Genomic DNA, 24534 nt, shown 5'->3' with positions numbered 1-24534 from the left:
TTTATAATACTGCCATTTATAATAATATTGTCACATATCAGGCGCGGCCTAAGGATTTTCCTTTGTTCAATCATACGACCCTTATCATTATAATCACCGTTATTATTAGCTTATTAGCGTGGCAAAATAAAGCGTTATTCAATCGACTTATTTTTTATCCACCAGCGGTAAATAATGGTCAATGGGATCGTTTTGTGACGCATGGTTTTATTCATGCCGATAGTATGCACCTGCTCTTCAACATGTTTACCTTGTACTTTTTTGGTCGCGCGATTGAAGGATTATATCAGTCATTCTTATTCGGTTATGGTTTTGTGGTGTTCTACGTACTGGCCATTATCATTGCGATGATTCCAAGCTACCTTAAGAATAAAAAAAATGCCAGTTACTTAAGCCTTGGTGCTTCGGGCGGTGTATCAGCGGTATTATTCGCCTTTATTTTGCTAGCACCGTGGGAAAAAATCTATCTGTTTGCAGTCATTCCTATCCCTGCAATCTTATTTGCAGTCGCTTATGTCGCTTATAGTATATATGCAGACAAACGTGGCGGCTCCAATATCAATCACATGGCACATATGTGGGGTGGCGCCTTCGGGGTCATAGCGACGATTGTGCTAGAGCCACGGGTGTTATCACACTTTATCAATGCGTTATTGTCTCCTAGCTTCTAAATAGATAGCTCTTGGATTAGAGATAATAAAACAGCAATGGTACAGGGCTACTCTCAACGACCATAACTTATAACGATAGTAGCTTCTAACAACAGTAGCTTTTAACAACAGTAGCTTTTAACAACAGTAGCTTTTAACAACAGTAGCTCTTAACGATAGTAGCTTTCTGAAATCATTACAGAGAGTCGTTATCCTAGCCTTGTCAGTTTCGTATTCTTCGACTTTATATATATTAAGATTTGATAGTTCATTATGATTATAGATGTTATCGGTGATATTCACGGCTATGCAGACAAATTGGTTGGCCTACTGCTACAGTTAGGGTATGTTCACAATGGTGAGTGCTTTATACCGCCAGCAGGCCATCGAGCGTTATTTATCGGTGATTTAATCGACCGTGGCTCACAGCAAGTGGCGACATTAAAGATTGTCTTTGCGATGCTAGATGCTGATGTAGCTGATGCGGTGATGGGTAACCATGAATACAATGCGCTGGCTTTTGCTACACCTAATCCTGATCGTCCTACCCAATATCTGCGCTCGCACAATGATGTGCATACACGCCAACATGAAGCATTTTTAGCCGAACTACCATTTGGCTCAGAGAGCCATCAATATTGGCTACAGCGGTTATCTGAAATTCCATTATGGATTGAAACTGACTATGCTTGCTTTGTGCATGCCTGCTGGGATGTCGATAGTATGGCGGTGCTAAAACCTTTATTAACGGATAATAACTGTCTAACGCCACAAAGCTTAATCGCCACTGCCAAAGAAGATACCACACAGTTCGACGCATTAGAGCGCGTATTAAAAGGTGTAGAAACCCCATTGCCTGACGGTCTGGTCATGGTCGATAAAGAAGGCACTGAACGTACGCGAGTGCGGGTACGTTGGTGGCTTGATGAATTAGAGTCGCGCACACTGCATGAGATTTCACGTGCGCCTTCATCAGCAATGGCTCAAATACCAAAAGATGCCATGGCCGAAAACATCGACTTTGCATTAAAGACGCACAAACCTGTATTTGTCGGTCACTATTGGCTAACGGGCATGCCCGAACCACTGAGCAAGCAAGTCGCTTGTACCGATTATTCAGCAGCAATAGACAGTGGCTACCTTACTTGCTATCAGCTCGATACCGAGCAGCCGTTACCATTACAAGCCAGTAACTTCATACAATATCGCCATGATGAAAATATCCATATAAACCCGTAATATTAGCGATATTGACGCATCTATCGTATTAAACCGTAAACTTGGCTTTACGAAGGCGGCTAAATTTTTGTATGATGGTCTTTTTGAGGATATCAACGCATGAGCACCACATCGGCAACTGTTACTACTGTTGAGCAAAACGGACCTATCACCTCTCCTGCTGGTCAACCTAAAGTTGGCATCATCATGGGCTCACAGTCTGATTGGGCGACCATGAGCGCCGCTGCACAATTACTAGCAGATTTCGATATCGCTTTTGAATGCGAAGTGGTCTCAGCACATCGTACGCCTGATAGATTATTTGATTATGCCAAAAATGCGAAAGGCAACGGACTACAAATTATCATCGCTGGTGCAGGCGGCGCGGCGCATCTGCCTGGTATGTGTGCCAGCCAAACACCACTCCCTGTCTTTGGTGTTCCTGTAAAGTCATCTATGCTTAGCGGTTGGGATAGCCTACTGTCTATCGTGCAAATGCCTAAAGGTGTCGCTGTTGGGACATTAGCAATTGGCTCAGCAGGTGCTTACAATGCTGCCCTGCTTGCGATTCAAGTCTTGGCCTTGCATGATGACACGATTGCTACTAAGCTAGATCAGATGCGACAGTCTCAAACTGAAACCATTCTTGCTAGTCCAACGCCAGGTATTATCAACGCCTAAGTAAGTATAGAATGGCTTTTATAGCAGAGTCTTTAAGAGTGGTAGCCCAAAAATAAAAGCTATCACACTGTGTTTTTTAAACAAGTCCAATTAGATATAAGGTGCATACAGTGCACCTTTTCCTATTTTCACCCATTGATTTTTAGATTTTAATATACAAAAACCTTATTCACTTTTATTCAAAGAGCCTGCCATGACTACAGCAAACGCTTATCCTGTTACCCAAACCATTCGTACCATCGGTATTTTAGGCGGTGGTCAGCTTGGTATGATGCTTGCCGAAGCAGCCATGCCCCTAGGCTACCAATGTGTATTTTTAGAAGACAGTGTTGACTGCCCTGCCAGCCTATACGGTCGCGTGTTTCATAGCGAGCAATTAGAAGCATTTATCGAAGCCGCTGATGTTTTTACATTAGAATTTGAAAACACGCCGACGGCGACTGTCGAACAGCTTACTGCCTTATCAAAATCTGGTAGCAAGCAAGGCATGTTCCCACCATTGATTGCGCTAGATATCGCTCAAGATCGCTTAAAAGAAAAGCAGATGTTTAACTCGCTTGATATTGCCACCGTACCCTTTATGGCTGTCAATTCTGAAGCTGAACTAAGACAAGCTTGTGATGAATTAGGATTGCCTATTGTTCTAAAAACCAGCCGCGGTGGTTATGATGGTAAAGGTCAATTCGTCATCAAACAAGACAGCGATATTAAAGCCGCTTGGCAAGATCTCAAAGACGCAGTCACTGGAAAAGGCTCACTCACACCGACGCCAGCACCATTAATTGCCGAAGGCTTTATTAACTTTAGCCGTGAAGTGTCTATGATTGCGGCACGTGCACAAAACGGTCAGGTTCGTTGCTATGACTTGGTCGAAAACCATCATCACCATGGTATTTTAGCCAAAACCCAAGCCCCTGCCGTTGGAACTAGCCATTTGCTCAAGCAAGCAACCGATGCTATTACCACCGTCATGAACCATTTAGACTATGTTGGTGTCATGGCGCTTGAGTTATTTGTGACCAAAGACGAACGCGGTAATGACGCATTGCTTGCTAACGAAATTGCGCCACGCGTACACAACTCTGGGCACTGGAGTATTGAAGGTGCTATTACCAGTCAGTTTGAAAACCATATTCGCGCAGTCGTCAATCTACCACTAGGTGATACGGATAATGTACACCCAGCGATTATGCTCAATATCTTGGGACAATATCCTGATATCAGCGCCGTGCTAAATATCGATGGTGCGCACTATCATAGCTACCACAAAGAAGAACGTGACGATCGTAAGATTGCGCATATTACTCTGATGCCGAACGATGTGGCCGATTTAGAGCCTGCATTAGCCAAGCTCGTCGCGACGCTACCCAATAAAATGGGACTTGAGAACAAACCTTCTGCGATTGATAGCCAGCCAAAAGTGGAAGATAGTCTAACCAAGACTGACTCTAACAATACTGTAGAAAGTAAAGTATTGGCTATTGAAGACGGCCCGTCAGATAAAGCTATCAACGCTAAGTCGAAAACAGAAAAGGCTAAGAAATAATGCAGATTTGGGTGGATGCGGATTCAGTACCATTGATAGCCAAAGACTTGATTATCAAAACGGCTGAACGCACACAAACCATGGCGATATTCGTCGCCAATCAGTCGATTAAACTGCGCAAGTCACCACTGCTCACTATGACAGTGGTGCCGTCAGGGTTTGATAAGGCCGATGATTATATCGTTGAGCAAATACAGCCAGGCGATCTGGCCATTACTAGCGACATACCGTTAGCCAATGATATTTTGGACAAAGGTGGCATGGTTTTGACCACTCGCGGTGTGATCTACGATAAAAATAATATCAAGCAAAAGCTCAATATGCGTGATTTTATGGATACCATGCGTGGCACTGGCGTCTTGGAGCTACAAGAGATGAGCGGACAGAAGCCTTACGGTGACCGCGATAAAAAAGCGTTTGCTGATGGATTAAATAAACTGGTGCGCTAATTTCTAACATTCGCCAGACATTCTTCATCTGGTTTTTTACCATGCTAACGTCCGTTACTAGCGATACTTATTTTATCTCTCTCCTTGCAAACCCTATACACTATATAACCAAACTCTATGCAAACGGCACGCTTCATAACGAAGCGTACCGCCTATCCTTGTTACGCTATGTTCAGTTTTTAAATAAAGATAACGTAAATAAAAATAGGAATGACGATGAAAATTTTAGTAATTGGCGCAAGTGGTCGAGTAGGTACTGATTTGGTTAAGCAGTTATTGGCTGACGACCATCAAGTGATTGGTACTACCCGTCAGGAAGAAAAGCTATTTAAAGATGACAATTATAGCCAGTTAGATTTAGATATTACGGCTGAAAAAGACTCAATTCAAAAGCAAATAGATGAAGATATTGATGCTGTTTATTTTGTTGCAGGCTCAGGTGGCAAAGACGTCTTAGAAGTAGACTTACATGGTGCAGTTAAGACCGTTCAAGCGACACAAGACAAAGGCATCAAACGCTATATTATGCTCAGTACGGTATTCTCATTAGATACCAGTAAATGGGATAAAATTGCCGATTTAAAAGAATACTATATCTGTAAACATTATGCTGACCAATGGTTAATCAACAACAGCACTTTGGACTACACCATCGTACAGGCAGGCGCGTTAAAAGAGCGTGAAGCCACTGGCAAAATTACCGTCAATAATGACAGCTCAGGCGAAAATTCGATTGAAGATGTCGCCACTACTTTGGCCGCTGTATTAAAGGCAGACAATACTATCAAGACCGTCTTTAGCATGCAAAATGGTAAGACAGCCATTGATGAAGCTATCGCAAAGTTATAATCATTGAAGCAGAAAAGCGAGTAAGCCGAAAGGTTTACTCGCTTTTTTATGGCTGTCGTTTGAGAATAAGTCATTAAAAGAGTAATAATAGCTACTTTCTGTAGAAAAACTATGCCAAACCGCTTGGAAACGGAATCACTTCTTCTAGACTGCTAGCTCCTGTGATGACCATTATCAGTCTGTCTATACCAAATGCGATACCACTACAAGGTACCAAATCATCAGACGCCGCTAGTAGATGCTCATCGATTGGCATTTGTGGCAGGTTATGACGCTGACGCAATTGGTTATCTTGCTCAAAACGCTCTTTTAACGCTTGCCCATCTGCCAACTCATCATAAGCATTGGCAATCTCGATACCATTAATATATAGCTCAAAACGTTTGGCAATTTTATTACCGTCTTTGTCCAAAGCTGTTTTGGCCAATGCGGCGGTCGCTGGTGGATATTCTATAATTAATGTTGGTAGATCATGGCCTAAATTTGGCTCAACCGCATGACTAAATAACAAATCTAGCCAGCTTTGGCGACGGTCTTCTTCCGTATTTACTTCACTGCTCAACTCACTATTAAAGTCAAAACCTGTTAAGCCTTTATCTTCTGCTACTGCCTGTAGTGTGGCGAGGCTAGCAGTTAACGGATGAATACCAACAAAATCCATAAAGGCATCAACATAACGGTAATGGCTCATTACGACTGCATTGCCATAAAGCGCTTCTAATAGCTCACCCAGTTCAGTCGCCATATCATCCAAGCTATAATCTGGCTGATACCATTCGAGCATCGTAAATTCGATATTGTGCCGTACCCCTATTTCATTGTCTCGAAAAACAGGACAAATCTGATAAATAGGTACTTGCCAACTGGCCAATAAACGCTTCATCGCGAATTCAGGTGACGTATGCAAATAATAGGTTTGGGGTTTGTCTTTATAAGTGACCTGCGCAGCGACTGACTGCAAAAAAGTATCGGTATTACCCGCTTGCGACAGTAGCGGTGTCTGCACCTCTAATACTTGTCGCTTGGCAAAAAACTGACGGATATTACTCAGAAACTGCGCACGCTGCTGCGCCATCGCCAATGTCATGGTCGGTGCATAGCTAGGCGTAGAGCTAATAGATTTAGAAGTAATAGGCTGCGAAGAAATGTTATTTGCTTGAGTCATTTGTGATCTACTACGATTGGTAATTGGGTGTTTGAATTTTTTAAAACTGCCACTCACGACGTAGATGATAATCGCGTCTCAAACCATCAAAGTCAGCACCATTAACCTGCCCCTCAACTTCTTTGCTTCTCAATGAGGCATCATCTTGCTGAATATCATAGAACTTTATCAGCCTGTCTGGATGTGCTTTCAATTCAGACCATAGAAATAAGTTAAGCGGTAATAGCGCATGCATCGTTTGGGTAGGTATAACAGCCAGTTTCTCACATAGCGCATCATAAATGATTTGCGTACCACGCAGCTTACCTTCTACCGTGTAGCCAGCGATATGCGGAGTCGCAATAGCAAGCTTGGATAATAATTGCTCAGCAATCTGAGGCTCGTGCTCAAACACATCAAGCAACACTTGTCGCCCCGTACGCTCAATATCTGCTACCAGCGCATCTGCCTCAATCACAGGCCCACGCGCGCTATTAATCAGTATTGTATCAGCAGGCATCATGGCCAATGTATCTGCATCAATGAGATGACGCGTTGGATAATTGCTGCCTCTAGGATTCTCCTCATTCTTCTTATCGGTCAAAGGCACATGCAGACTGACCACATCGCTTTGGCTCAGCACCTGCTCTAAACTAGCGTTATTTATCTTGGATTTGGGTAATAACGGATCATAACCTAATACTTGCCAGCCTAAATCATTGGCATACTGCACAAGCGTACTACCAATATTGCCCAGACCGATGATGCCCAGAGTGATTGATTGCTGCCAATACTGCGGACGCAACGTTAATGCTGCCGTCAATACATACTGCGCGACCGAATGCTTACTACAGCCAGCAGCATTGGCAAAAGTAATGTGGCGCTGCCTTAAATAATCTTGATCGACATGATCCGTACCGATGGTTGCAGAACCCACAAACTGAACACTGTCGTTATTCGCCAACAATGCCTCATTCACTTTCGTCACAGAACGTATCAACAGAATATCAGGTTGCAGTTCTGCAAGTAATGACGCACTAATATCACGCCCAGCAACAGTGATGATATCTACGGCCTGTTCCGATGCTTGGCCAAGTGTAGAGGCGTTAAAAAACTTGTCCAAACTGGCGATATTGCTATCAGCCAAAATAGTAATATGATTAATAGTATTCACCCTACCCTTCATCGTTTTTATAACATAGTCAAATAATAGTGGTTCTAGTAGTAGAATCGCTGTTATTTATTGCGACTCATTCACTGGTGGCAATGCGTCGTCATCAGACAGTTCTATCTCTTGTGGCGAAAATATCTCATTTTTATGCTGCGATATCCATTCACGCCAAACGGCAAGTCCTATGGCCAATACCACAGGCCCAATAAACAGACCAACAAAACCAAAAGCAGTCAAACCACCTAGCACACCGATAAAAATAATAATAAAAGGAATTTTGGTCGCACCACTAATCACAATAGGACGGATTAAGTTATCAACCCAGCTGATCACCAATACACCCCATAGTGCCAAGCCAATACCTTCTGTCGTATGACCTTGACTCATTAACCAAATAGAGACAGCGCCCCAAGCGAATGGGGTACCAAACGGAATCAATGCGATAATAAAGGTTATAATAGTCAATAAAATCGGACTTGGCGCACTGGCGAAGTAATAACCGACACCTGCAAGCAGTGCCTGTGCCAAGGCCGTTAAACCAATACCATAAACCACTGCACGCGTGGTCGTGCCCACAGAGTCAATATAACCATCAATACGATTGCCAATTATATTACGCAGTGCTTGACGGATCTGGCGAACCAAGCTGGTACCATCACGATAAAAGAAAAACAACGTCATCAGGGCCATACCCAACTTGGCAAGACCACTAAACACCACATCAAAGGCGACTTTGCCATAATATAAATGTGACTGTACCCAAAGGCGAAACGTCTCTAATGTCCCTTCAGGGTTTTTATTGATTCTCCACAGTACATCTTTGACTTGCTGACCGACGATAGGTAAATCTTTAACAGAGTCAGGCACATCTAAATAGCCGACCTTTATACGATAGATCAAATTACTGATTAAACTGAGCGCCTCTTGCTGTAGGATAAACACACCAATGACAAGTGGCACGCCTATCATTAACGAGATACTCATCGTCATGATGGCAGCGCTGACATTAGGGCTTAGCTTTACTTTTTCATAAAAAAAGTTATAAACAGGAAAAGTCACATACGCTAAAATCGCTGCCCACAGTGCTGGCACGATAAAAAACTGTATCACCTGAAAACACAGTACAAACAGCACGACCAATAAGGTAATGGCCAGTAAACGCTGAATAATAAACTCTTTTGTCCAATTTTCAATCATAGCGTATAAACCAAGTACACACAGCAAAGACCTATTATGACTCTGCTGACGAGTTTATAAATGTGAGATGAACCGCAATTTACAGACCGTGTCCATAAACTGCATCCATTAGCGAGGGTTGTCAATCACCAACATAAACATATGGGTAAAAATCTAATTTGAGAGCGTTAGATCATAGGATACCGTAACATAGATATTGGCTATAATTTTGACTAAAGTGAGATAAAAACAAAGCGATTATCACCGCTTATTATGCAACAAAATACGATGACTATTATAACGCTATGTTGTAATCTTTACTTACAACTTTCTATGCGTAAGCTTACTAGATGATGACACGAATAGATAGAAGCCAATACATGGGTTTAGTATGTAAAAACAATACATTAATAACTGATTCTACATTCACACTTTAAAGCAATACCTTGAAAGGTAATTCACTGGCGCGTTCTATTTGTCGCGACAATTGATGTTATACTAAAGTCATTATTTTAAGCTTTTCAATATAGTTAAGTTTGTTTGGCCTTATTTATTTTGACCGTTATACAGACACAGTATTTTTCAAACTATATGCCACAACCCTCTTTTATCGCCCTTCTATAGACTATCATAAGATCTAACCTTTAGAGCGGCGTCATAATTTTGGATATTATGCGTAAGCGTTCGTCAGCACTGTATTTTGCCAACGTCATATAAAAGCCTACACGTAATTTAAGCTCATCATATAGGTTCAATATTAGAACTCGATATGAAAAAGTGCTATTTTTAGTTAATTTCGGACTTACTTTGATTTTATTTTAAATCAATACTGACCCATCAAATTTTAAATAATATATCGATAGGAACAATAAAAATGTCAAAAGACACTGATAATCCCAATATAACGCCCTCAACCGAGGCCAATAAGACTAAGAAAACACAAGACACCGTTACTTTTGCTTTGGCCCAATCACATTTTTTGGTTGGCGACATCACTGCCAATGCCGAAAAAATGCGTACATTAGCATTAGAAGCACGCGAGCAAGGTGCGGATGTCATTATCTTCCCAGAGCTAGCACTACTTGGCTATCCTCCACAAGATTTATTACTACGCCCAAGCTTATCGGGTCGTGTCAAAAGCGCCTTATCCAGCTTAAGTGATATAAACGATATCGTAATGATTGTTGGCTATCCACATGTCGATCATCATGGCACGTTTAACTCTGCTGCTATCCTACATAACGGCCATCAGAAAGGCTTTTATCATAAGCAAATTTTGCCAAACTATGGCGTTTTTGATGAGCGTCGTTACTTTGATAAAGGTCGCAATCAAGTCTTGTTTGATTATAAAGGCATTACTATTGGCCTGCTCATTTGTGAAGACTTATGGGAAAAAGGCCCGATTGCTGAGCTTAAAAAACAAGGAGCCGATCTGGTCGTTAGCTTAAATGCTTCACCTTTCGAAATCGAAAAACAAGAAAACCGTAAAACCATGCTTGCCAAACGCAGCCGTGAAAACAACTTACCTATCGTTTATGTCAATGCCGTTGGTGGTCAAGACGATTTAGTATTTGACGGTGGTTCTATGGCCGTACAAGCTGATGGTAGTGTTGCACACGAAGCACCGCGCTTTATGAATCAGTTACTGCTAGCTACTTTAGACGTCAAGACTGCTAAGTTTGATAGCCAAGTCAAAGCACCTTTGACCTTGAGCCGTGAGTCTGAAATGTACCAAGCATTGGTCGTCGGCTTACGTGACTATGTGAACCACTCAGGATTTTCTGGCATTATCGTTGGTCTATCAGGTGGTATTGATTCGGCATTGACGCTATGTATCGCCGTTGACGCTTTGGGCGCTGACAAGGTATATGCAGTAATGATGCCTTACGAGTATACATCGCAAATCAGCTTAGAAGATGCACAAGCACAGGCACGTCGTTTAAATGTGTCTTATACCGTTTGTCCTATCTTTGATGCTGTCGAAGGTATCCGTCATACCCTAGCGCCTCTATTTAACAAGTCACCTGCAGATACTACCGAAGAAAACATTCAAGCACGTGCGCGTGGTGTGGTTCTGATGGCATTGTCTAATAAATTTGGTCACTTAGTCATCACCACTGGTAACAAGTCTGAGTTGGCAGTTGGCTACTCGACGTTATACGGTGATATGGCAGGCGGCTTCGATGTACTAAAAGATGTTTACAAGTCACAGGTTTATAAACTGGCCAGTTATCGCAATCGTTTAGAAGATACCCCAGTCATTCCTGAGCGTGTTATTACTCGTCCACCATCTGCCGAGTTGCGTCCAGATCAAAAAGATCAAGATAGCTTGCCTGACTACGATATTTTAGATGGCATTCTTATGTCATATATCGATGAAGACATGGGCTATCAAGATATTATCGATAAAGGTTTTGATGCTGAGATGGTCGCAAAAGTCATTCAAATGGTAGACAATAGCGAGTACAAGCGTCTGCAATCACCGATTGGCACTAAAATTAGCCACAAAGCTTTTGGACGCGAACGCCGTTATCCTCTAGTAAATAAATGGTCAATCAAAGGTTAAATAACATAAGGTTAATCAACATTCAGCGTCTCTATTTACCTGACTTCTATTACCTAGAGGTTTAGGCGGCGCTGACAGCCCCATGTTTGCCAAAGACTAAATTACTTTATGACTAGCTGGGTGCTTGCCCAGCTTTTTTAGGTTCTATAAACCGAGTTTCTCTCAATAACACCTACCTTTTAACCCTAACCGCTTATTTTTTACATTCAACCAATTACCTTTCTTGTTAATCCTTATCCTTTTTACCGAGTATCTCATGAGTTTGCTAACTGCTAGTGTCTTTCTTATTTTACTACTGGCTCTCAGTGCCTTTGTCTCTGCTGCCGAGATTGCTATCGCAGCGGGTCGCAAAATTAAGCTACAAATCATGGCAAAAGAAGGGGATGTTCGCGCATTTGACGTCCTTAAAATGCAGGAGAACCCTGGTAGCTTTATTACTGTTGTACAAGTCGTTTTGAACGCTGTCGCGATTTCAGCTGGTGCAGTAGGTGAGTCAGCCATCAGCCCTTACTTGCGGGTTTTGGTGAACAATGAAGCAGTATCATCCGTTATATCCTTTGTACTGATTACTAGTTTATTTTCTCTGCTCGCCGACTTAATGCCCAGACGATTGGCAATGTCAAACACAGAGAATATCGCCGTGCGACTCGTACGACCAATGATGCTTTTGATTTTTGTTTTGAAACCAGTAATTTGGATATTTGATGGTGCAGCCAATGTGCTCTTTGAAGTACTAGGTATCTCCACCACACGCCAAGACGATATGACGCCAGAAGATATTTATGCCGTGATGGATGCTGGTGCTGAAGCTGGGGTACTCAAAAAGCAGGAACACCATCTGATAGAAAACATCTTTGATATGCAAGAACGCACGGTAACTTCAGTGATGAACCCGCGCGAAAACATCGTTTATTTTGATACCAAGACAAGTACTGAAAAAGTGGTCGAAGTGATGATCGATCAACCGCACAACAAATTCTTGGTTTGTCATGACGATGATTTAGAACACATTGTGGGCTATGTAGAATCACGCAGCTTTCTCGCGTTAGTGCTTAACCGACAAGAAGTCAGCTTAACGAGCAAAGAGCTATTAATGCCTGCCCTCTTTGTGCCCGATACTTTGTCTTTATTTGAAGTGTTGGAGATGTTCAAATCTACTGGCGCTGACTTTGCCGTTATCGTCAATGAGTATGGACTAGTCGTGGGTGTTATCACGCTCAAAGATGTGATGAGTATCGTCATGGGTGAGCTTGTGACGCTAGAGGAGCAGCCCATTGTGCAACGGACAGATAACTCGTGGTTAATCGATGGAATGACGCCTATTGAGGACGTGGTTCGTGCTTTAGATATTGTTAATCTGCCCCGCAGTCAAAACTATGAGACACTCAGTGGTTTTATGATGTATATGTTACGCAAAATTCCAAAGAAAACAGACACGGTCGAGTATGCCAATTATCGATTTGAGATTATCGCGACTGACAATCTCAAAATAACTCAAATGCTGGTGACCAAAATCGATGAGATTGTTTAACAAATAGCACCTGATAAATAGCACCTAATGAATCTAGGATAATGTCATCAATCAAAACATTCTTATTTTCGTCCTGATGATCTCATTGATGACATACCCTACCAATTACCTAGCATTAGCAAATTAAGATTAAGCTCGTGCACCAAATATGCCAGTGCCGACACGCACCATCGTCGAGCCATTGGCTATGGCTTCCGTCATATCGCCACTCATACCCATACTCAGTGTATCCCAACCATTCAGCTCTGGATATTTTTCTTTAACCTCTTCAAATAGTTGCTTAGTACGAGCAAATGCACCAGTATCTGATTTGGCAGGAATGATCATTAGACCACGTAGCTGTAGTCTGTCATATGCTTTAATAGTGGTTACCAATTCCAGTAGCTGATCTGGCAGGCAACCTGATTTACTTTCTTCATTGTCGATATTTAATTGAATTAGTACGTTCAATGGTGGCAATTCAGTTGGACGTTGATCATTTAAACGTTTGGCAATAATGTCACGCTCAACCGTTTGCACCCAATCAAAACTCTCAGCAATATCGCGGGTCTTGTTACGTTGGATACTGCCAATATAGTGCCAAACAATTCCCTTACCTTCGGGTTGCGACTTTAAAGTATTAATTTTTTTGAGAGCTTCTTGTAGATAATTTTCACCAAAATGACGCTGCCCATTCTGAGCCAAAGCAGAAATCATATCGGCTGGCTTGGTTTTGGACACAGCTAATAAAACAACACTATCAGCTTGTCTTCCAGCACGATCACTTGTCTGATGTATTTGTTTACTGACTTGCTGCCAGTTATCAATAAGGCTTGAATTATCCATATTATTCTCAGTTTTATTCATGTATCACTCGCAAAGGTAATTTGATCCGTTTTTAAATCCGTAATTTTTAATTATTGTACCGATATCTATTATTGGTCATAGTCGCATTTTTTATAGCCATAATTCCATATCTAGCCCAAATCCATATAAATCCGCTGCATCCTCATCCTCGCTAACCATACTAATGTATAACTTACACTCGGTTCCCTTGTATCGAAATTATTTGAATTCAGCTATAGATGAACTCGAAATCTATAAACTACAGGGTTGAATGGCTAATTTACATTTTATTAGCGTAGTAGATGGTTAAATGTCAGCAGTCTTGTTATTATATTGTTACATGGTTTAACATATGCTACTGAATGTAATAGTAATGGTAAAAGTACTAAATTATATTTTATTCGTATAGTGAACCTAAGATAGGTCTTTTGTCGATTCTCAACCATGCCTCTTTATGCTCGTTTGTTCTACCCTTATTGATTGATAGGAATACCTGATTATGGCTGAAAAAAACAACTTAAGCATTGAAGATTTGCTGCGCTTTACCGTTAAGCATAAAGCATCGGATTTACATATTTCAGCCGGTATGCCTGCCATGATTCGTGTCGATGGTGAAATGACACGTATTAATATGCCAGATATGACTCACCAAGTCGTACATCAGCTCATCTATGACATTATGAATGATAAGCAACGTGCAGACTTTGAGGAGTTCTTTGAAACGGATTTCTCTTTTGAAATTCCTAATCTAGCACGCTTTCGGGTAAATGCCTTTAACCAAAATCGCGGTGCTGGCGCTGTCTTTCGTACCATTCCTTCCAAGGTTTTGACCATGGAAGATCTAGGTATGGGCGAAGTATTCAAGCGCATATCAGACTTAAAACGTGGTGTGGTACTGGTCACGGGTCCAACAGGTTCTGGTAAATCAACAACACTAGCGGCCATGATTGATTATATCAATGAAAGCCGTAAAGAGCATATCTTAACCATCGAAGACCCTATCGAATTTGTCCACGAATCTAAAAAAAGTCTGATCAACCAACGTGAAGTTCACCGTGATACTTTAGGCTTCGAGCCTGCTCTACGCTCTGCATTACGTGAAGATCCTGATATTATTTTGGTTGGTGAGCTACGTGACCTTGAGACCATTCGTTTGGCCTTGACTGCGGCAGAAACCGGTCACTTAGTATTTGGTACTCTGCACACCAGCTCAGCGGCAAAAACGATTGACCGTGTTATCGATGTATTTCCCGCAGCAGAAAAGGACATGATTCGTGCCATGTTATCAGAATCACTCCAAGCCGTGATATCGCAAACGCTGCTACGCCGTCAGGCAGGTGGACGTATTGCAGCACATGAAATCATGCTAGGTACTCCTGCCATTCGTAACTTAATACGTGAAAACAAAGTTGCTCAGATGTACTCTGCTATCCAAACAGGTGCAGGTGATGGGATGATTACGCTGGATCAGACACTTAAAAACCTAGTCTCAAAAGGTACGATCAGTAAAGATGTTGCCCGTCCTTATGCTAAACAGCCTGATGCATTTTTATAGCATTATTTTTATGGTTCATCATTAGTGGTCTTTTGATCATAATTTTAGATATTTTCTTAATTGCTTTACGTCGAATGCAGGTACGATATGGACATTGATAAACTATTACAGTTAATGATCAATAAGAACGGCTCTGACCTTTTTATTACCGCGGATGTAGCACCTTCCATGAAGGTGAATGGGAAAATTCTACCTGTCGGTAAAACACCCTTAAGCTCAGAACAAACCATGCGATTGGTCAAAGGTGTCATGACACCAGGCCAGATAAAAGAATTTGATGAAACCAACGAGTGTCAGTTTGCTATTGCAGATGAAGCACAACAAGCCCGTTTTCGTGTCAGTGCTTTTATACAGCGTGACATGGCAGGAATGGTTTTACGAAAAATCGAAAATAAAATTCCAACAGTTGAAGAGCTACGTTTACCACCAGCACTAAAAGAGCTGGCGATGAAAAAACGCGGTATTATCTTACTTGTGGGTGCAACGGGTACTGGTAAATCCACCACTCTTGCCTCCATGATAGGACACCGTAACCAAAACTCTCATGGTCATATCATCACTATCGAAGACCCTATTGAGTTTGTCCATCAACATCGTGGATGTATCATCACTCAGCGTGAAGTTGGTATCGACACTCACTCATTTGAAGCAGGTCTAAAAAACACCTTGCGCCAAGCGCCAGATGTTATCTTGATTGGTGAGATTCGTAACCTTGAAGTCATGAGCTATGCCATTCAATATGCAGAAACTGGGCATTTGGTTTTTGCAACCTTGCACGCTAACAATGCTAACCAAGCAATTGACCGTATCATTCACTTCTTTGAAGCAAATCGCCACAATCAGCTATTCATGGATTTATCACTTAACTTGCAAGCAATCATCGCGCAGCAGCTCATTCCAACACCTGATGGTAAAGGACGTCGCGCTGCTATTGAGATTCTATTGAACTCACAGCTCATCAGTGATTATATCCGTAAAGGCGAGGTTCATGAGATTAAAGATGTCATGAAACGCTCACGCGATAGTGGCATGCAGACTTTTGATCAGGCACTTTTTGACTTGTATGAGCAAGGAGAAATCACGTATAAAGAAGCCATTCTCCATGCGGACTCTCCTAACGATTTACGCCTTCAAATTAAGCTGAATAGCAAAAATGGTACAGGCAATCTAGATGAAGGTGCTGACAGTTTATCTTTAAATATCACTTAAATACTGCTGTCTGTTTGAAGCGGCAATAGAGTCTTTGCTAGAACACTTGCACTCTTGACCACAAAAAAGCCCTCATTACTAATAATGAGGGCTTTTGCTATTTCAAAGATCGTTATAAACTCTGAGAAATGATGTATCTTGAGAATCATAAAAAATCAAAGATGGTTATTTGATACTATCCTGACATTCTTGTTCATCGCAGATACCATATAGCACCAATGAATGACCTGATAGCTTAAAGCCATGTTTTTCTGCAACCTTTAGCTGCTCTTCTTCGATTACCTCATTGTGGAACTCTACAATCTTTCCACACACATCACAAACCAAATGATCGTGATGACCTTCTTGGGTAATTTCGAACACTGACAAATTGTTTTCAAAGTTGTGACGTTCAACGATACCTGCTTGCTCGAATTGCGTGAGCACTCGATAAACAGTCGCTAGGCCAACATCTTCGCCTTGTTCAATCAACGCTTTATAAACCTCTTCTGCACTCATGTGATGCAGCGCTGCACTTTCCAGCAGCTCTAAAATTTTGATACGAGGTAACGTCACCTTTAATCCGGCTTTACGTAAATCTTGATTGGTAAAAGAAGCCATAATATCCCTTCTGACTGTGACAGTCTTAGCAAATAAAGAACCAAAAATATGAGATAAATAATCATTAGCGATTATTTTTTATAATATGTGAAGCATTTTAAGAACAGTAAACTTACTTATTCTGAGTGAATTATTAGTCTATTATTTTTCAATAAATATTTATGCAAGTATATGAATTTAAAATACAAATGATAACACCACTCAGGTAGCGTTTGGTAAATAATGTCGTAAGTGGTAGGAAATTGCAAGTAAATGACGTATCATTTGTCCAAGATTGTCGGTCAGACTAGCACCAACCAGCTTTGGCCGCGCCTAATTCATTTCTTGTGAGTCATCTTACCATGATAAAGACATTAACTTTTCGTCCGTTGAGCCGTACAAGCACATTACGCAAGATTGTCATCACCAGTATGCTTAGCGCTACTGTCGCTATGTCTGGCTGCTCATTATTGAGTGTTTATAAGATTGATTTGCCACAAGGCACTGCTATTACTCAGGCGCAAGCGCAAAATCTACAAGTAGGCATGAATCAAAACCAAGTACTTTATATTCTTGGTAGCCCAGCCATTAGAGACACTCTAGAACCTAAGCGTTGGGATTATATTTATGACTATAAAGCAGGGACAGAAGGCAGCCGTAAAGGTATTGCTGATGTCAAAAATGCTAGCCAACACTTAGTTATTTATTTTGATGATAACGGTTTGGTCAGTCGTATCGAAGGTATAGAAAGTCTTCCAGCTTCGTAATAGTGACAGGCTTAACTGCGAGATTTACTTTTGCGCTGAGAGATAGGATCAGCGCTTAAGCTACGATATACCTCAATACGGTCAAAAGGCTGTAAACGATAGCTAAGCGGTTGCTTCTGTGCATAAATTCCTACATGCCAACGCTTAGCAGTCGGAGTAGCAATATCAGCAACCTCATCACACCATTTTGCTAAATCCGGAAACTCTACCAACCAGCCTGCTTGCTCTAGTGCATCATACAGACTGGTATCACGGCTAACTTGTAACGCTAAATAATGCTGACGCTTTTCATCTTCGGCATATGCCAAATATACGGTCATGAATTTCGTCTGCTCTGACGACAACACATCACTATTATCAACACCGCTATTTTGATCAGCTGTTAGCTTATCCACTGCATCACCCAACCTATCAAGGCCAATAACAGTGCAACTGGTACGACCAAACGTATCGCTATCCGCCATAAGTTATACAGCGCCTCATTGCCAAAGTTCAACGACTTACGCAAATGACTGATTTTCATCTGCCAACCTGCAAAGATCGATAACAGCAATACTGCCACGCTACTAATAATGACCAAAATACCGACCAACCATGTGGTTGGAATGGAAATGACTAACACCAGTGCTAGCACCAACGTTAATCCCAAACTGACCAATAGCCCGAACTTGTGTGCCAACTGTTGCGTACTATAATGTAGCAGATAACTCGCGACGAACAGCACCCCTACCCAATATAGCAGCTGTCCAATTGGTGGTAATGACACGCCGCTAATTAATAGTGCAACCACACCAACGATTAACTGCAATATCCAAATCGGTAGTACCAATTTGGTTGCACGATACTCAGCTGTCACTCGACTGCGAGCAGGCGTTTGCGCGTTATAATTGTCTGTGTCTACTGCTGTTGCCGTCTGCTTGGTTACTAGATTTTGACCAAACCAGTATAAGCCTGTCCCTGCACCAACACTCACTAGCGCTAATGCTACTGCACGTGCCCATTCATTTAAACTAATGTCAGTCATCGCAAAGTCGATACTAGGTAGACCATTGGCCACGCCTAATACCAAACCGACAACCATCAACCCGAGTCCAATCGCTAAAGGAACAACGCCCACCAAACTCAATAATAGAGCGATGACCATCAAGCCTGCAGCAACTGCAAAGCTTGGTACATCAGGTGTACTATTCAGGTCACTCAGTGCGCCTAATATGCCAGAGCTTGCGCCAGATACGACCAATGCTGCGATGATGATAGCTACTAGTGCTGCCAACCAGCCAAAACTACGCCAGATTGGACTGGCATCTGCTTCACGAGTCAGCTTTTGCATCCCTGCTAATGGTGCTTCGACACTACGATAGGCCAACGCTATTTCAGCATAAATGACTGGCAATGATACCAGTACCATTGCTAGTAACCAAAGTAGCCAGAAATCAATCTCGCCAACAGATGCAGGTGCAAACCAACGAAACAAGAGTAACGGTAGCAGGGCTGCGATAAAGTAAGAGGCATAACGGATCATCATAATCTAAATCCAAACGAGCTAATATCATTCACAAAAATTAGAGTAGCAAGAAAAATGAGTGCAAGCGCTATACAATGCAGGCTAAATGACTTTGACACGGCTAATCATACTTTTTGAGTTTGATGTAAAGTGAATAACGATAATTTATAATTATACGGTACAAAGAAGAGCACCTGTATATATACTGCCCCTATAATATAAGGGATGAATAGTTATAAAAAAACCCCGAAATCGGGGTTTAATAATAAAACAATGACGGCTATACGGTCTAGAGATCAGTAGCGGCACTTACGAAGCATCTACTACGTACTCGTAAAAAGTATTAATAAATTAGTGAACAGCACTTACGTAGTCTGACAAGATACGGATATCATGATCTGATAGTTTCGACGCAACTGTCTGCATCATACCCATCTCGCCTTCTTTCGCTGCATCGTTGACTCTCTTTTGGTCATCACTGTCGATATCATCGACACGACCAGCGGCACGGAAGAGTTTTAGCTGAGTAGATATGTATTCTGCGTGCTGACCGCCTAGCTTTGGAAATGCTGCCCAAGTATTACCAGCAGCATCTGGTCCATGACAACCCGCACAGCCGATAACGCCGCGTGATTTGTCACCACCTAAGAATAACTTAGAGGCTGCTTGATTGGTCGCAGGATTACCGAAGCCAACACCCCAAGGTGCTTGACTAGCATAGTAACCGGCCACATTGGCCAAGTCTTGCTGCGATAAGTTCGCAACTTGCGATTGCATGATGCCATTCTTGCGGTAACCCGCTTTAAAATTGACCAGCTGTTTATAAAGATATTTGACGTTTTGGCCACCTAAGTTAGGCTGCGCAGGGACAACACTAACACCAGTAGCACCATGACAGGCAGCACATACGGTTTCTGCGATTTGCTTACCAGCATTGACGTCGTGTTCAGGAACAATAATAGCAGCTTGTACGCTGAAACTTGCAACGCATAAGCTGGCAGCAGCGATTAACTTTTTCATTGATACAAATCCTACTAACTCGGTGTAAGTATTATTGAGAATGAGTGTACTAATAAGATACCTGATACAAACTGCCTTATAATTAGCGAGGCAAGTATATGATTTAAGGTCTTGGCCACAAACAATCTGAAAGTACTTACTAACATCAGGGTTTATTTTCGATTATTATAGCAAGACTTTGTAGCATTTGCCTACTTAATCGTCACATCCGTCAGTTTTTCTAACAAAGCACGCTAGGGCGTGTCCTCATTTTAAAAATGGTGATAGAAATGAGATAAATCGCAGTCAAACAAGGAAAATAGCGCAGATAATATCGAGATATTAGTCAGCTAGTTGACGCCGTTTGGCAAGATTTAGCCATTTTTAACCCATTTAGATGACTATCGATTGAATTGAGGACACGCCCTAGGATACTCACAAAACATAAAAAGCGCATAAAGGTCGTAAAACCCAGCGCTTTGTTTAGTATGACTTTGTCTTATTCCCGCATCTATTACTTGCTCATATACTCAATGAGCTTACGATAGTCATCATCACTGCAAGCGTCACAGAGACCACCAGCAGGCATTTGAATCATACCGCTTTTGACTGAATTGATCAGCGTTGGCATACTTTTTTGCTTTATGAGCTGCTGCCATTTCGCACTATCACCTTTTTTAATTGCATTTAGCGCCCCACTATCGTGACAGGCTGCACATGAGTTATTATAGGTCGTGGCGGTATCAGCAGAGTTTGCGTTGGTCATAACAACGGTGCTTAGTACTAATGTCGAAACACTAGCTACTAAAACACGGCGAGCTTGGCTAAAAAGCGTGGTGATTGAAATCATATAACACCCCTTTTGCTGTCTTATTCGTTTAATCACTCTTCCTATTAAACGTCTTCCATTTATTGTATCTTATTGAATATTGTAACAATATATGTCATCTAAATATAGATAAATCGAGTTTCGCTTTGGTAATGCATTTGCTATAGCGATAACTTGTACCCATGACTTTAATGTTGTGTTGCTATTTATATGATGCTAATTGCAGTTATTTCAATAAGTAAGACCACTAATAGTATAGAATGGTCAGTAATTTGAAACGACTGCTTTTACGACCCATGAACACTGAAAATTGCAACGCACAACGTTGCTCAGTCTTTTGTCGAATGCACCGCTTTCACAACCAGCTAAATCAAATTTTATAACCGTATCTGATTTTTTAAGATTAATGAGCCATTTATGAATACCCCGTTTACAGATGTCGCCGCCGAACATGCGGTGTTCAACACCAAATCCCGTCAGAAAATTCAGCAAACTGAATTTATGATGTCAGCACCTACTTTTCGTCTTTGCCCACCTGACATGGGGTTAGAAGTCGCTTTTGCTGGTCGTTCAAACGCTGGTAAATCTTCTGCCATCAATGCCTTGACCAACCAACGTCAATTGGCACGTTCGTCTAAGACACCTGGGCGTACGCAGATGATTAACTTTTTCAGTATTGGTAATACTGAAAGACGCTTGGTGGATTTACCTGGTTATGGCTATGCAGCTGTACCACTTGAGATGAAAAAAGAATGGCAGGTTGAGTTAGAAGAATACCTGGTATCACGCTCGAGCCTTGCAGGTTTGGTGCTTATGACGGATATTCGTCATCCATTGAAATTCTTTGATGAGCAAATGCTACGTTGGGCAAATGATGGCGAACTGCCAGTACATATCTTGCTAACCAAAGCAGATAAACTGAAGTATGGTGCCTCTAAAAATGCCTTGCTGAATACTCGTAAAAGGCTAAAAGAACTTGGCTTGAATTGTACTATTCAGCTGTTTTCAGCACTAAGAAAAGAAGGTCTTGATGAATTAGCAGGTATTATGGGCAACTGGTATGAGTATCAGCTTGATGCAGACAAAATTATCGAATCCTCTTTTGCGCTATTAGAAGGTGAAGAGCTAGAAGATGCTATTCAAAAAGAAGGCACTCAAAACGATAGCAAATAGCTCTCATAGTCCGCCATAAAAAAAGGGTTTATCGTTATTATCGATAAACCCTTTTTTTATTATCACAGATAATCATATTGTCGCGGCACTATCAAATAGCTAAGCGACTTAACCTGACACTATCCACATAGAATTTTAGCCAGTGCTTCTGGTGTGTCGACTTGATAAGTAGGATATTGGGCAGCGAGCTCAGTACTAGAGGCCGTTCCATAATTGACAGCAATACTGGTCATACCGAGTTGAGTTGCCATTTGGATATCGTAGATACTGTCTCCGATAAATACAGCGTCAGCGATTTGCTGCTGTGTATAATCCAAGATATCAGTTAGCATCTGCGGATCAGGTTTTGATCCTGCTTCATCAGCACAGCGCGTCATCACAAAATAATGATGACTCTCTGAAGCATCTAACACACGATCTAAGCCCTTTCTCTTTTTACCAGTTGCGACCGCTAGCTTTTTACCTTGTTGCTGCAAAGTCTGCAACATACATTCTATAGGAGCAAAAAGCGGCGTACTGTGGCTATTGGCAATATAGTACTCTGCATAGCTTTGTTGAATAGCCAGCTTCTGCGACTCATCTGCTTGCGGATACAAAATCTCAATGCCATTCATCAAGCTAAGACCAATGATGTCCTGCACGGCTTTATCGGTCGTCTGAAACCCATGTGCCTGCCCTGCCACATGCATCGACTCAACGATTAAACCAATTGAGTCCATCAATGTACCATCCCAGTCAAAGATAATCAGCGTCTTATCTGCTAACTGATGATTGACTAATAACGAAGCGCTTTCGGTAGAAGTTGTAGTACTGACTACAGATTGTTCACTCATGAATAGGCCTTAGCGAATAGCGATAATAAAGTGTAGATACGAAAACGTCACGGCGGCTTATTAGGAAAAATAAGAGTTCGTGACGTTTAGGGTGGATACTTAACAGGTAAAGCGTTGACTGTGCTACTTATTCAGGCAATGTAATCTGCTCTGGTAGCCAATCTGCCATGTCATCTGGTAGCGGTGCGGTAATGGTTTCATAACCTGGGATATCTAAGCGCCATGCATGTAAGCACAGGCGATGAACACCTGACTTGTCATGTACGTTATATTTATCATCACCCAAAATAGCATGGCCAATATGAGCCAAATGCACACGGATTTGATGCGTGCGCCCAGTCAATGGCTTGGCTTCGATCAAGCTCACTGGCTGATCAGCAATCATAAAACGGCCATGAACGACAATATCTGTCTGGCTTTCTTTAGATTGTGGGTCTTGCTTATCTACTTTGACGCGGCGTTCACCACTAGCGACTGTATAGCGTAGTAATGACGCATCAATACGTTGCTCGTTTAGCGCTGGTTGGCCTTTTGCGATACACAAGTAATGCTTCTGAATAGTTTTATCTACTAGATGCTGTTGCAATGCTTTTAGTGCTGAGCGTTTTTTAGAAATCATCAACAGACCTGACGTATCTTTATCAATACGATGTATCAGCTCTAGGTATTTTTTACCCGTCACTTCACGCATGGCTTCGATAACGCCAAAATCCAAACCACTACCGCCATGAACGGCGATGCCAGAAGGCTTATTCAGCACTAGCATCCCTTCATCTTCATAAACCACGCGTGCCAGCAAGCTTTTGGCAAACTCGGTGCTAATGATTGGTTTTTCGCGAGTAGCGAGTACCACTGGCGCGATACGTACCACGTCTTCACGCTGTACTCTATCGTGCGCTTTGCAGCGTTTGTTATTGACACGTATTTCATCAGAGCGAATCATTTTATAGATATGCGGTTTTGGCAAACCCTTCAAACGGTTCAACAAAAAGTTATCCAAGCGTTGGTCGTGCTGATGGCGTGTTACTTCAAGATAATTAACCTTACCAAAGTTGCTGATTTCATCGTCAGCGCTTTGCGGCCGTGTTTTGCTATTAAAGATAGCAGGAGCTTCGTGGGTAGGTGCGTCTTCAGTCATTTTTGAGTTCGTCATTTTTAGTTAGGTATTTACACAAAGATTTGCTATAGTTTAGCATGTTGAGCGACAATTAAGCAGAGGCTGCGGCAATAATCATTGTTGTTTCAGATAGCTGGCCACCATTTTTGCTACTTGCTAGCAA

General features: G+C 41.8%; 23 protein-coding genes. 12 read left to right on the top strand and 11 right to left on the bottom strand.

Annotated elements, in window-relative coordinates:
- Positions 1–62 precede the first annotated feature (62 nt).
- From ACZW67_RS00265 to ACZW67_RS00240, 6 genes are all read left to right on the top strand, one after another.
- Positions 63–671 (top strand): rhomboid family intramembrane serine protease, encoded by a 609-nt coding sequence (locus ACZW67_RS00265; RefSeq protein ID WP_110921813.1) that lies wholly within the window; start codon positions 63–65, stop codon positions 669–671.
- A 252-nt stretch (positions 672–923) separates the two neighbouring features.
- Entirely contained in the window at positions 924–1889 is a 966-nt protein-coding gene (locus ACZW67_RS00260) for a metallophosphoesterase (RefSeq protein ID WP_465181714.1), read from the top strand.
- A gap of 99 nt (positions 1890–1988) precedes the next feature.
- Positions 1989–2549 (top strand): 5-(carboxyamino)imidazole ribonucleotide mutase, encoded by a 561-nt coding sequence (gene purE / locus ACZW67_RS00255; protein WP_465181713.1) that lies wholly within the window; start codon positions 1989–1991, stop codon positions 2547–2549.
- Between the two features lie 193 nt (positions 2550–2742).
- Positions 2743–4095 carry a 5-(carboxyamino)imidazole ribonucleotide synthase gene (locus ACZW67_RS00250; RefSeq protein WP_465181712.1) on the top strand — a complete coding sequence of 451 codons (1353 nt, stop codon included), beginning with the start codon at positions 2743–2745 and terminating at the stop codon, positions 4093–4095.
- Complete coding sequence (locus tag ACZW67_RS00245; protein WP_197099776.1) at positions 4095–4544, top strand: YaiI/YqxD family protein; 450 nt, start codon at positions 4095–4097, stop codon at positions 4542–4544. The genes ACZW67_RS00250 and ACZW67_RS00245 overlap by 1 nt, the downstream gene beginning before the upstream one ends.
- A gap of 216 nt (positions 4545–4760) precedes the next feature.
- Positions 4761–5393 (top strand): NAD(P)H-binding protein, encoded by a 633-nt coding sequence (locus tag ACZW67_RS00240; RefSeq protein WP_465181711.1) that lies wholly within the window; start codon positions 4761–4763, stop codon positions 5391–5393.
- A 109-nt stretch (positions 5394–5502) separates the two neighbouring features.
- Here ACZW67_RS00240 and epmA read toward each other — a convergent pair whose 3' ends face one another.
- The 3 genes from epmA to ACZW67_RS00225 are packed head-to-tail and all read right to left on the bottom strand — an operon-like array spanning position 5503 to position 8905.
- Entirely contained in the window at positions 5503–6558 is a 1056-nt protein-coding gene (epmA, locus tag ACZW67_RS00235; protein WP_465181710.1) for an EF-P lysine aminoacylase EpmA, read from the bottom strand.
- A gap of 40 nt (positions 6559–6598) precedes the next feature.
- Entirely contained in the window at positions 6599–7723 is a 1125-nt protein-coding gene (locus ACZW67_RS00230; protein ID WP_465181709.1) for a 4-phosphoerythronate dehydrogenase, read from the bottom strand.
- Between the two features lie 54 nt (positions 7724–7777).
- Positions 7778–8905 carry an AI-2E family transporter gene (locus tag ACZW67_RS00225; RefSeq protein WP_110921819.1) on the bottom strand — a complete coding sequence of 376 codons (1128 nt, stop codon included), beginning with the start codon at positions 8903–8905 and terminating at the stop codon, positions 7778–7780.
- A gap of 853 nt (positions 8906–9758) precedes the next feature.
- Between ACZW67_RS00225 and ACZW67_RS00220 the strand changes: the two genes are divergently transcribed.
- Together ACZW67_RS00220 and paeA are read left to right on the top strand one after the other, a co-directional pair.
- Positions 9759–11450 (top strand): NAD+ synthase, encoded by a 1692-nt coding sequence (locus ACZW67_RS00220; protein ID WP_110921820.1) that lies wholly within the window; start codon positions 9759–9761, stop codon positions 11448–11450.
- A 256-nt stretch (positions 11451–11706) separates the two neighbouring features.
- Complete coding sequence (gene paeA / locus ACZW67_RS00215) at positions 11707–12981, top strand: polyamine export protein PaeA (RefSeq protein ID WP_110921821.1); 1275 nt, start codon at positions 11707–11709, stop codon at positions 12979–12981.
- Between the two features lie 129 nt (positions 12982–13110).
- On the opposite strand, the gene ACZW67_RS00210 is transcribed toward paeA, so the two are convergent.
- Positions 13111–13827 (bottom strand): YggS family pyridoxal phosphate-dependent enzyme, encoded by a 717-nt coding sequence (locus tag ACZW67_RS00210; protein WP_465181708.1) that lies wholly within the window; start codon positions 13825–13827, stop codon positions 13111–13113.
- Positions 13828–14305: 478 nt separating this feature from the next.
- Between ACZW67_RS00210 and ACZW67_RS00205 the strand changes: the two genes are divergently transcribed.
- The gene (locus tag ACZW67_RS00205; protein ID WP_465181707.1) at positions 14306–15361 is read left to right on the top strand and encodes a type IV pilus twitching motility protein PilT; all 1056 of its coding nucleotides are present in this window, start codon (positions 14306–14308) and stop codon (positions 15359–15361) included.
- Between the two features lie 87 nt (positions 15362–15448).
- A complete protein-coding gene (locus ACZW67_RS00200; protein WP_110921824.1) occupies positions 15449–16570 on the top strand; it encodes a PilT/PilU family type 4a pilus ATPase in 1122 nt (373 codons plus the stop codon).
- Between the two features lie 165 nt (positions 16571–16735).
- Here ACZW67_RS00200 and fur read toward each other — a convergent pair whose 3' ends face one another.
- Entirely contained in the window at positions 16736–17170 is a 435-nt protein-coding gene (gene fur, locus ACZW67_RS00195; RefSeq protein WP_110921825.1) for a ferric iron uptake transcriptional regulator, read from the bottom strand.
- A gap of 326 nt (positions 17171–17496) precedes the next feature.
- Here fur and ACZW67_RS00190 point away from each other — a divergent pair, with 326 nt between their 5' ends.
- On the top strand, positions 17497–17916 hold the full coding sequence (locus ACZW67_RS00190) for an outer membrane protein assembly factor BamE (RefSeq protein WP_194195994.1): 420 nt from the start codon (positions 17497–17499) through the stop codon (positions 17914–17916).
- 11 nt (positions 17917–17927) lie between these two features.
- Here ACZW67_RS00190 and ACZW67_RS00185 read toward each other — a convergent pair whose 3' ends face one another.
- The 4 genes from ACZW67_RS00185 to ACZW67_RS00170 form a co-directional block, all read right to left on the bottom strand.
- Positions 17928–18311, bottom strand: a complete 384-nt coding sequence (locus ACZW67_RS00185; protein WP_465181706.1) for an RnfH family protein — start codon at positions 18309–18311, stop codon at positions 17928–17930.
- Entirely contained in the window at positions 18299–19441 is a 1143-nt protein-coding gene (locus ACZW67_RS00180) for a hypothetical protein (protein WP_465181705.1), read from the bottom strand. The genes ACZW67_RS00185 and ACZW67_RS00180 overlap by 13 nt, the downstream gene beginning before the upstream one ends.
- Before the next feature lie 330 nt (positions 19442–19771).
- A complete protein-coding gene (locus ACZW67_RS00175; protein WP_194195996.1) occupies positions 19772–20440 on the bottom strand; it encodes a c-type cytochrome in 669 nt (222 codons plus the stop codon).
- A 493-nt stretch (positions 20441–20933) separates the two neighbouring features.
- A complete protein-coding gene (locus ACZW67_RS00170; protein WP_194195997.1) occupies positions 20934–21269 on the bottom strand; it encodes a c-type cytochrome in 336 nt (111 codons plus the stop codon).
- A 396-nt stretch (positions 21270–21665) separates the two neighbouring features.
- On the opposite strand from ACZW67_RS00170, the gene yihA reads away from it, so the two are divergent.
- Positions 21666–22421: a ribosome biogenesis GTP-binding protein YihA/YsxC gene (gene yihA, locus ACZW67_RS00165; RefSeq protein WP_465181704.1), complete on the top strand. Its 756-nt coding sequence runs from the start codon at positions 21666–21668 to the stop codon at positions 22419–22421.
- Positions 22422–22540: 119 nt separating this feature from the next.
- Here yihA and ACZW67_RS00160 read toward each other — a convergent pair whose 3' ends face one another.
- Both ACZW67_RS00160 and ACZW67_RS00155 read right to left on the bottom strand, forming a co-directional pair.
- Positions 22541–23254 carry an HAD family hydrolase gene (locus tag ACZW67_RS00160; RefSeq protein WP_465181703.1) on the bottom strand — a complete coding sequence of 238 codons (714 nt, stop codon included), beginning with the start codon at positions 23252–23254 and terminating at the stop codon, positions 22541–22543.
- 127 nt (positions 23255–23381) lie between these two features.
- A complete protein-coding gene (locus tag ACZW67_RS00155; RefSeq protein ID WP_197099765.1) occupies positions 23382–24392 on the bottom strand; it encodes an RluA family pseudouridine synthase in 1011 nt (336 codons plus the stop codon).
- Positions 24393–24534 lie beyond the last annotated feature (142 nt).

It is taken from the genome of Psychrobacter sp. TPE 89C (genome assembly GCF_055522395.1).
Note: the sequence above shows the minus strand (reverse complement) of the source record. Positions and strands in the feature narration are given on the sequence as shown.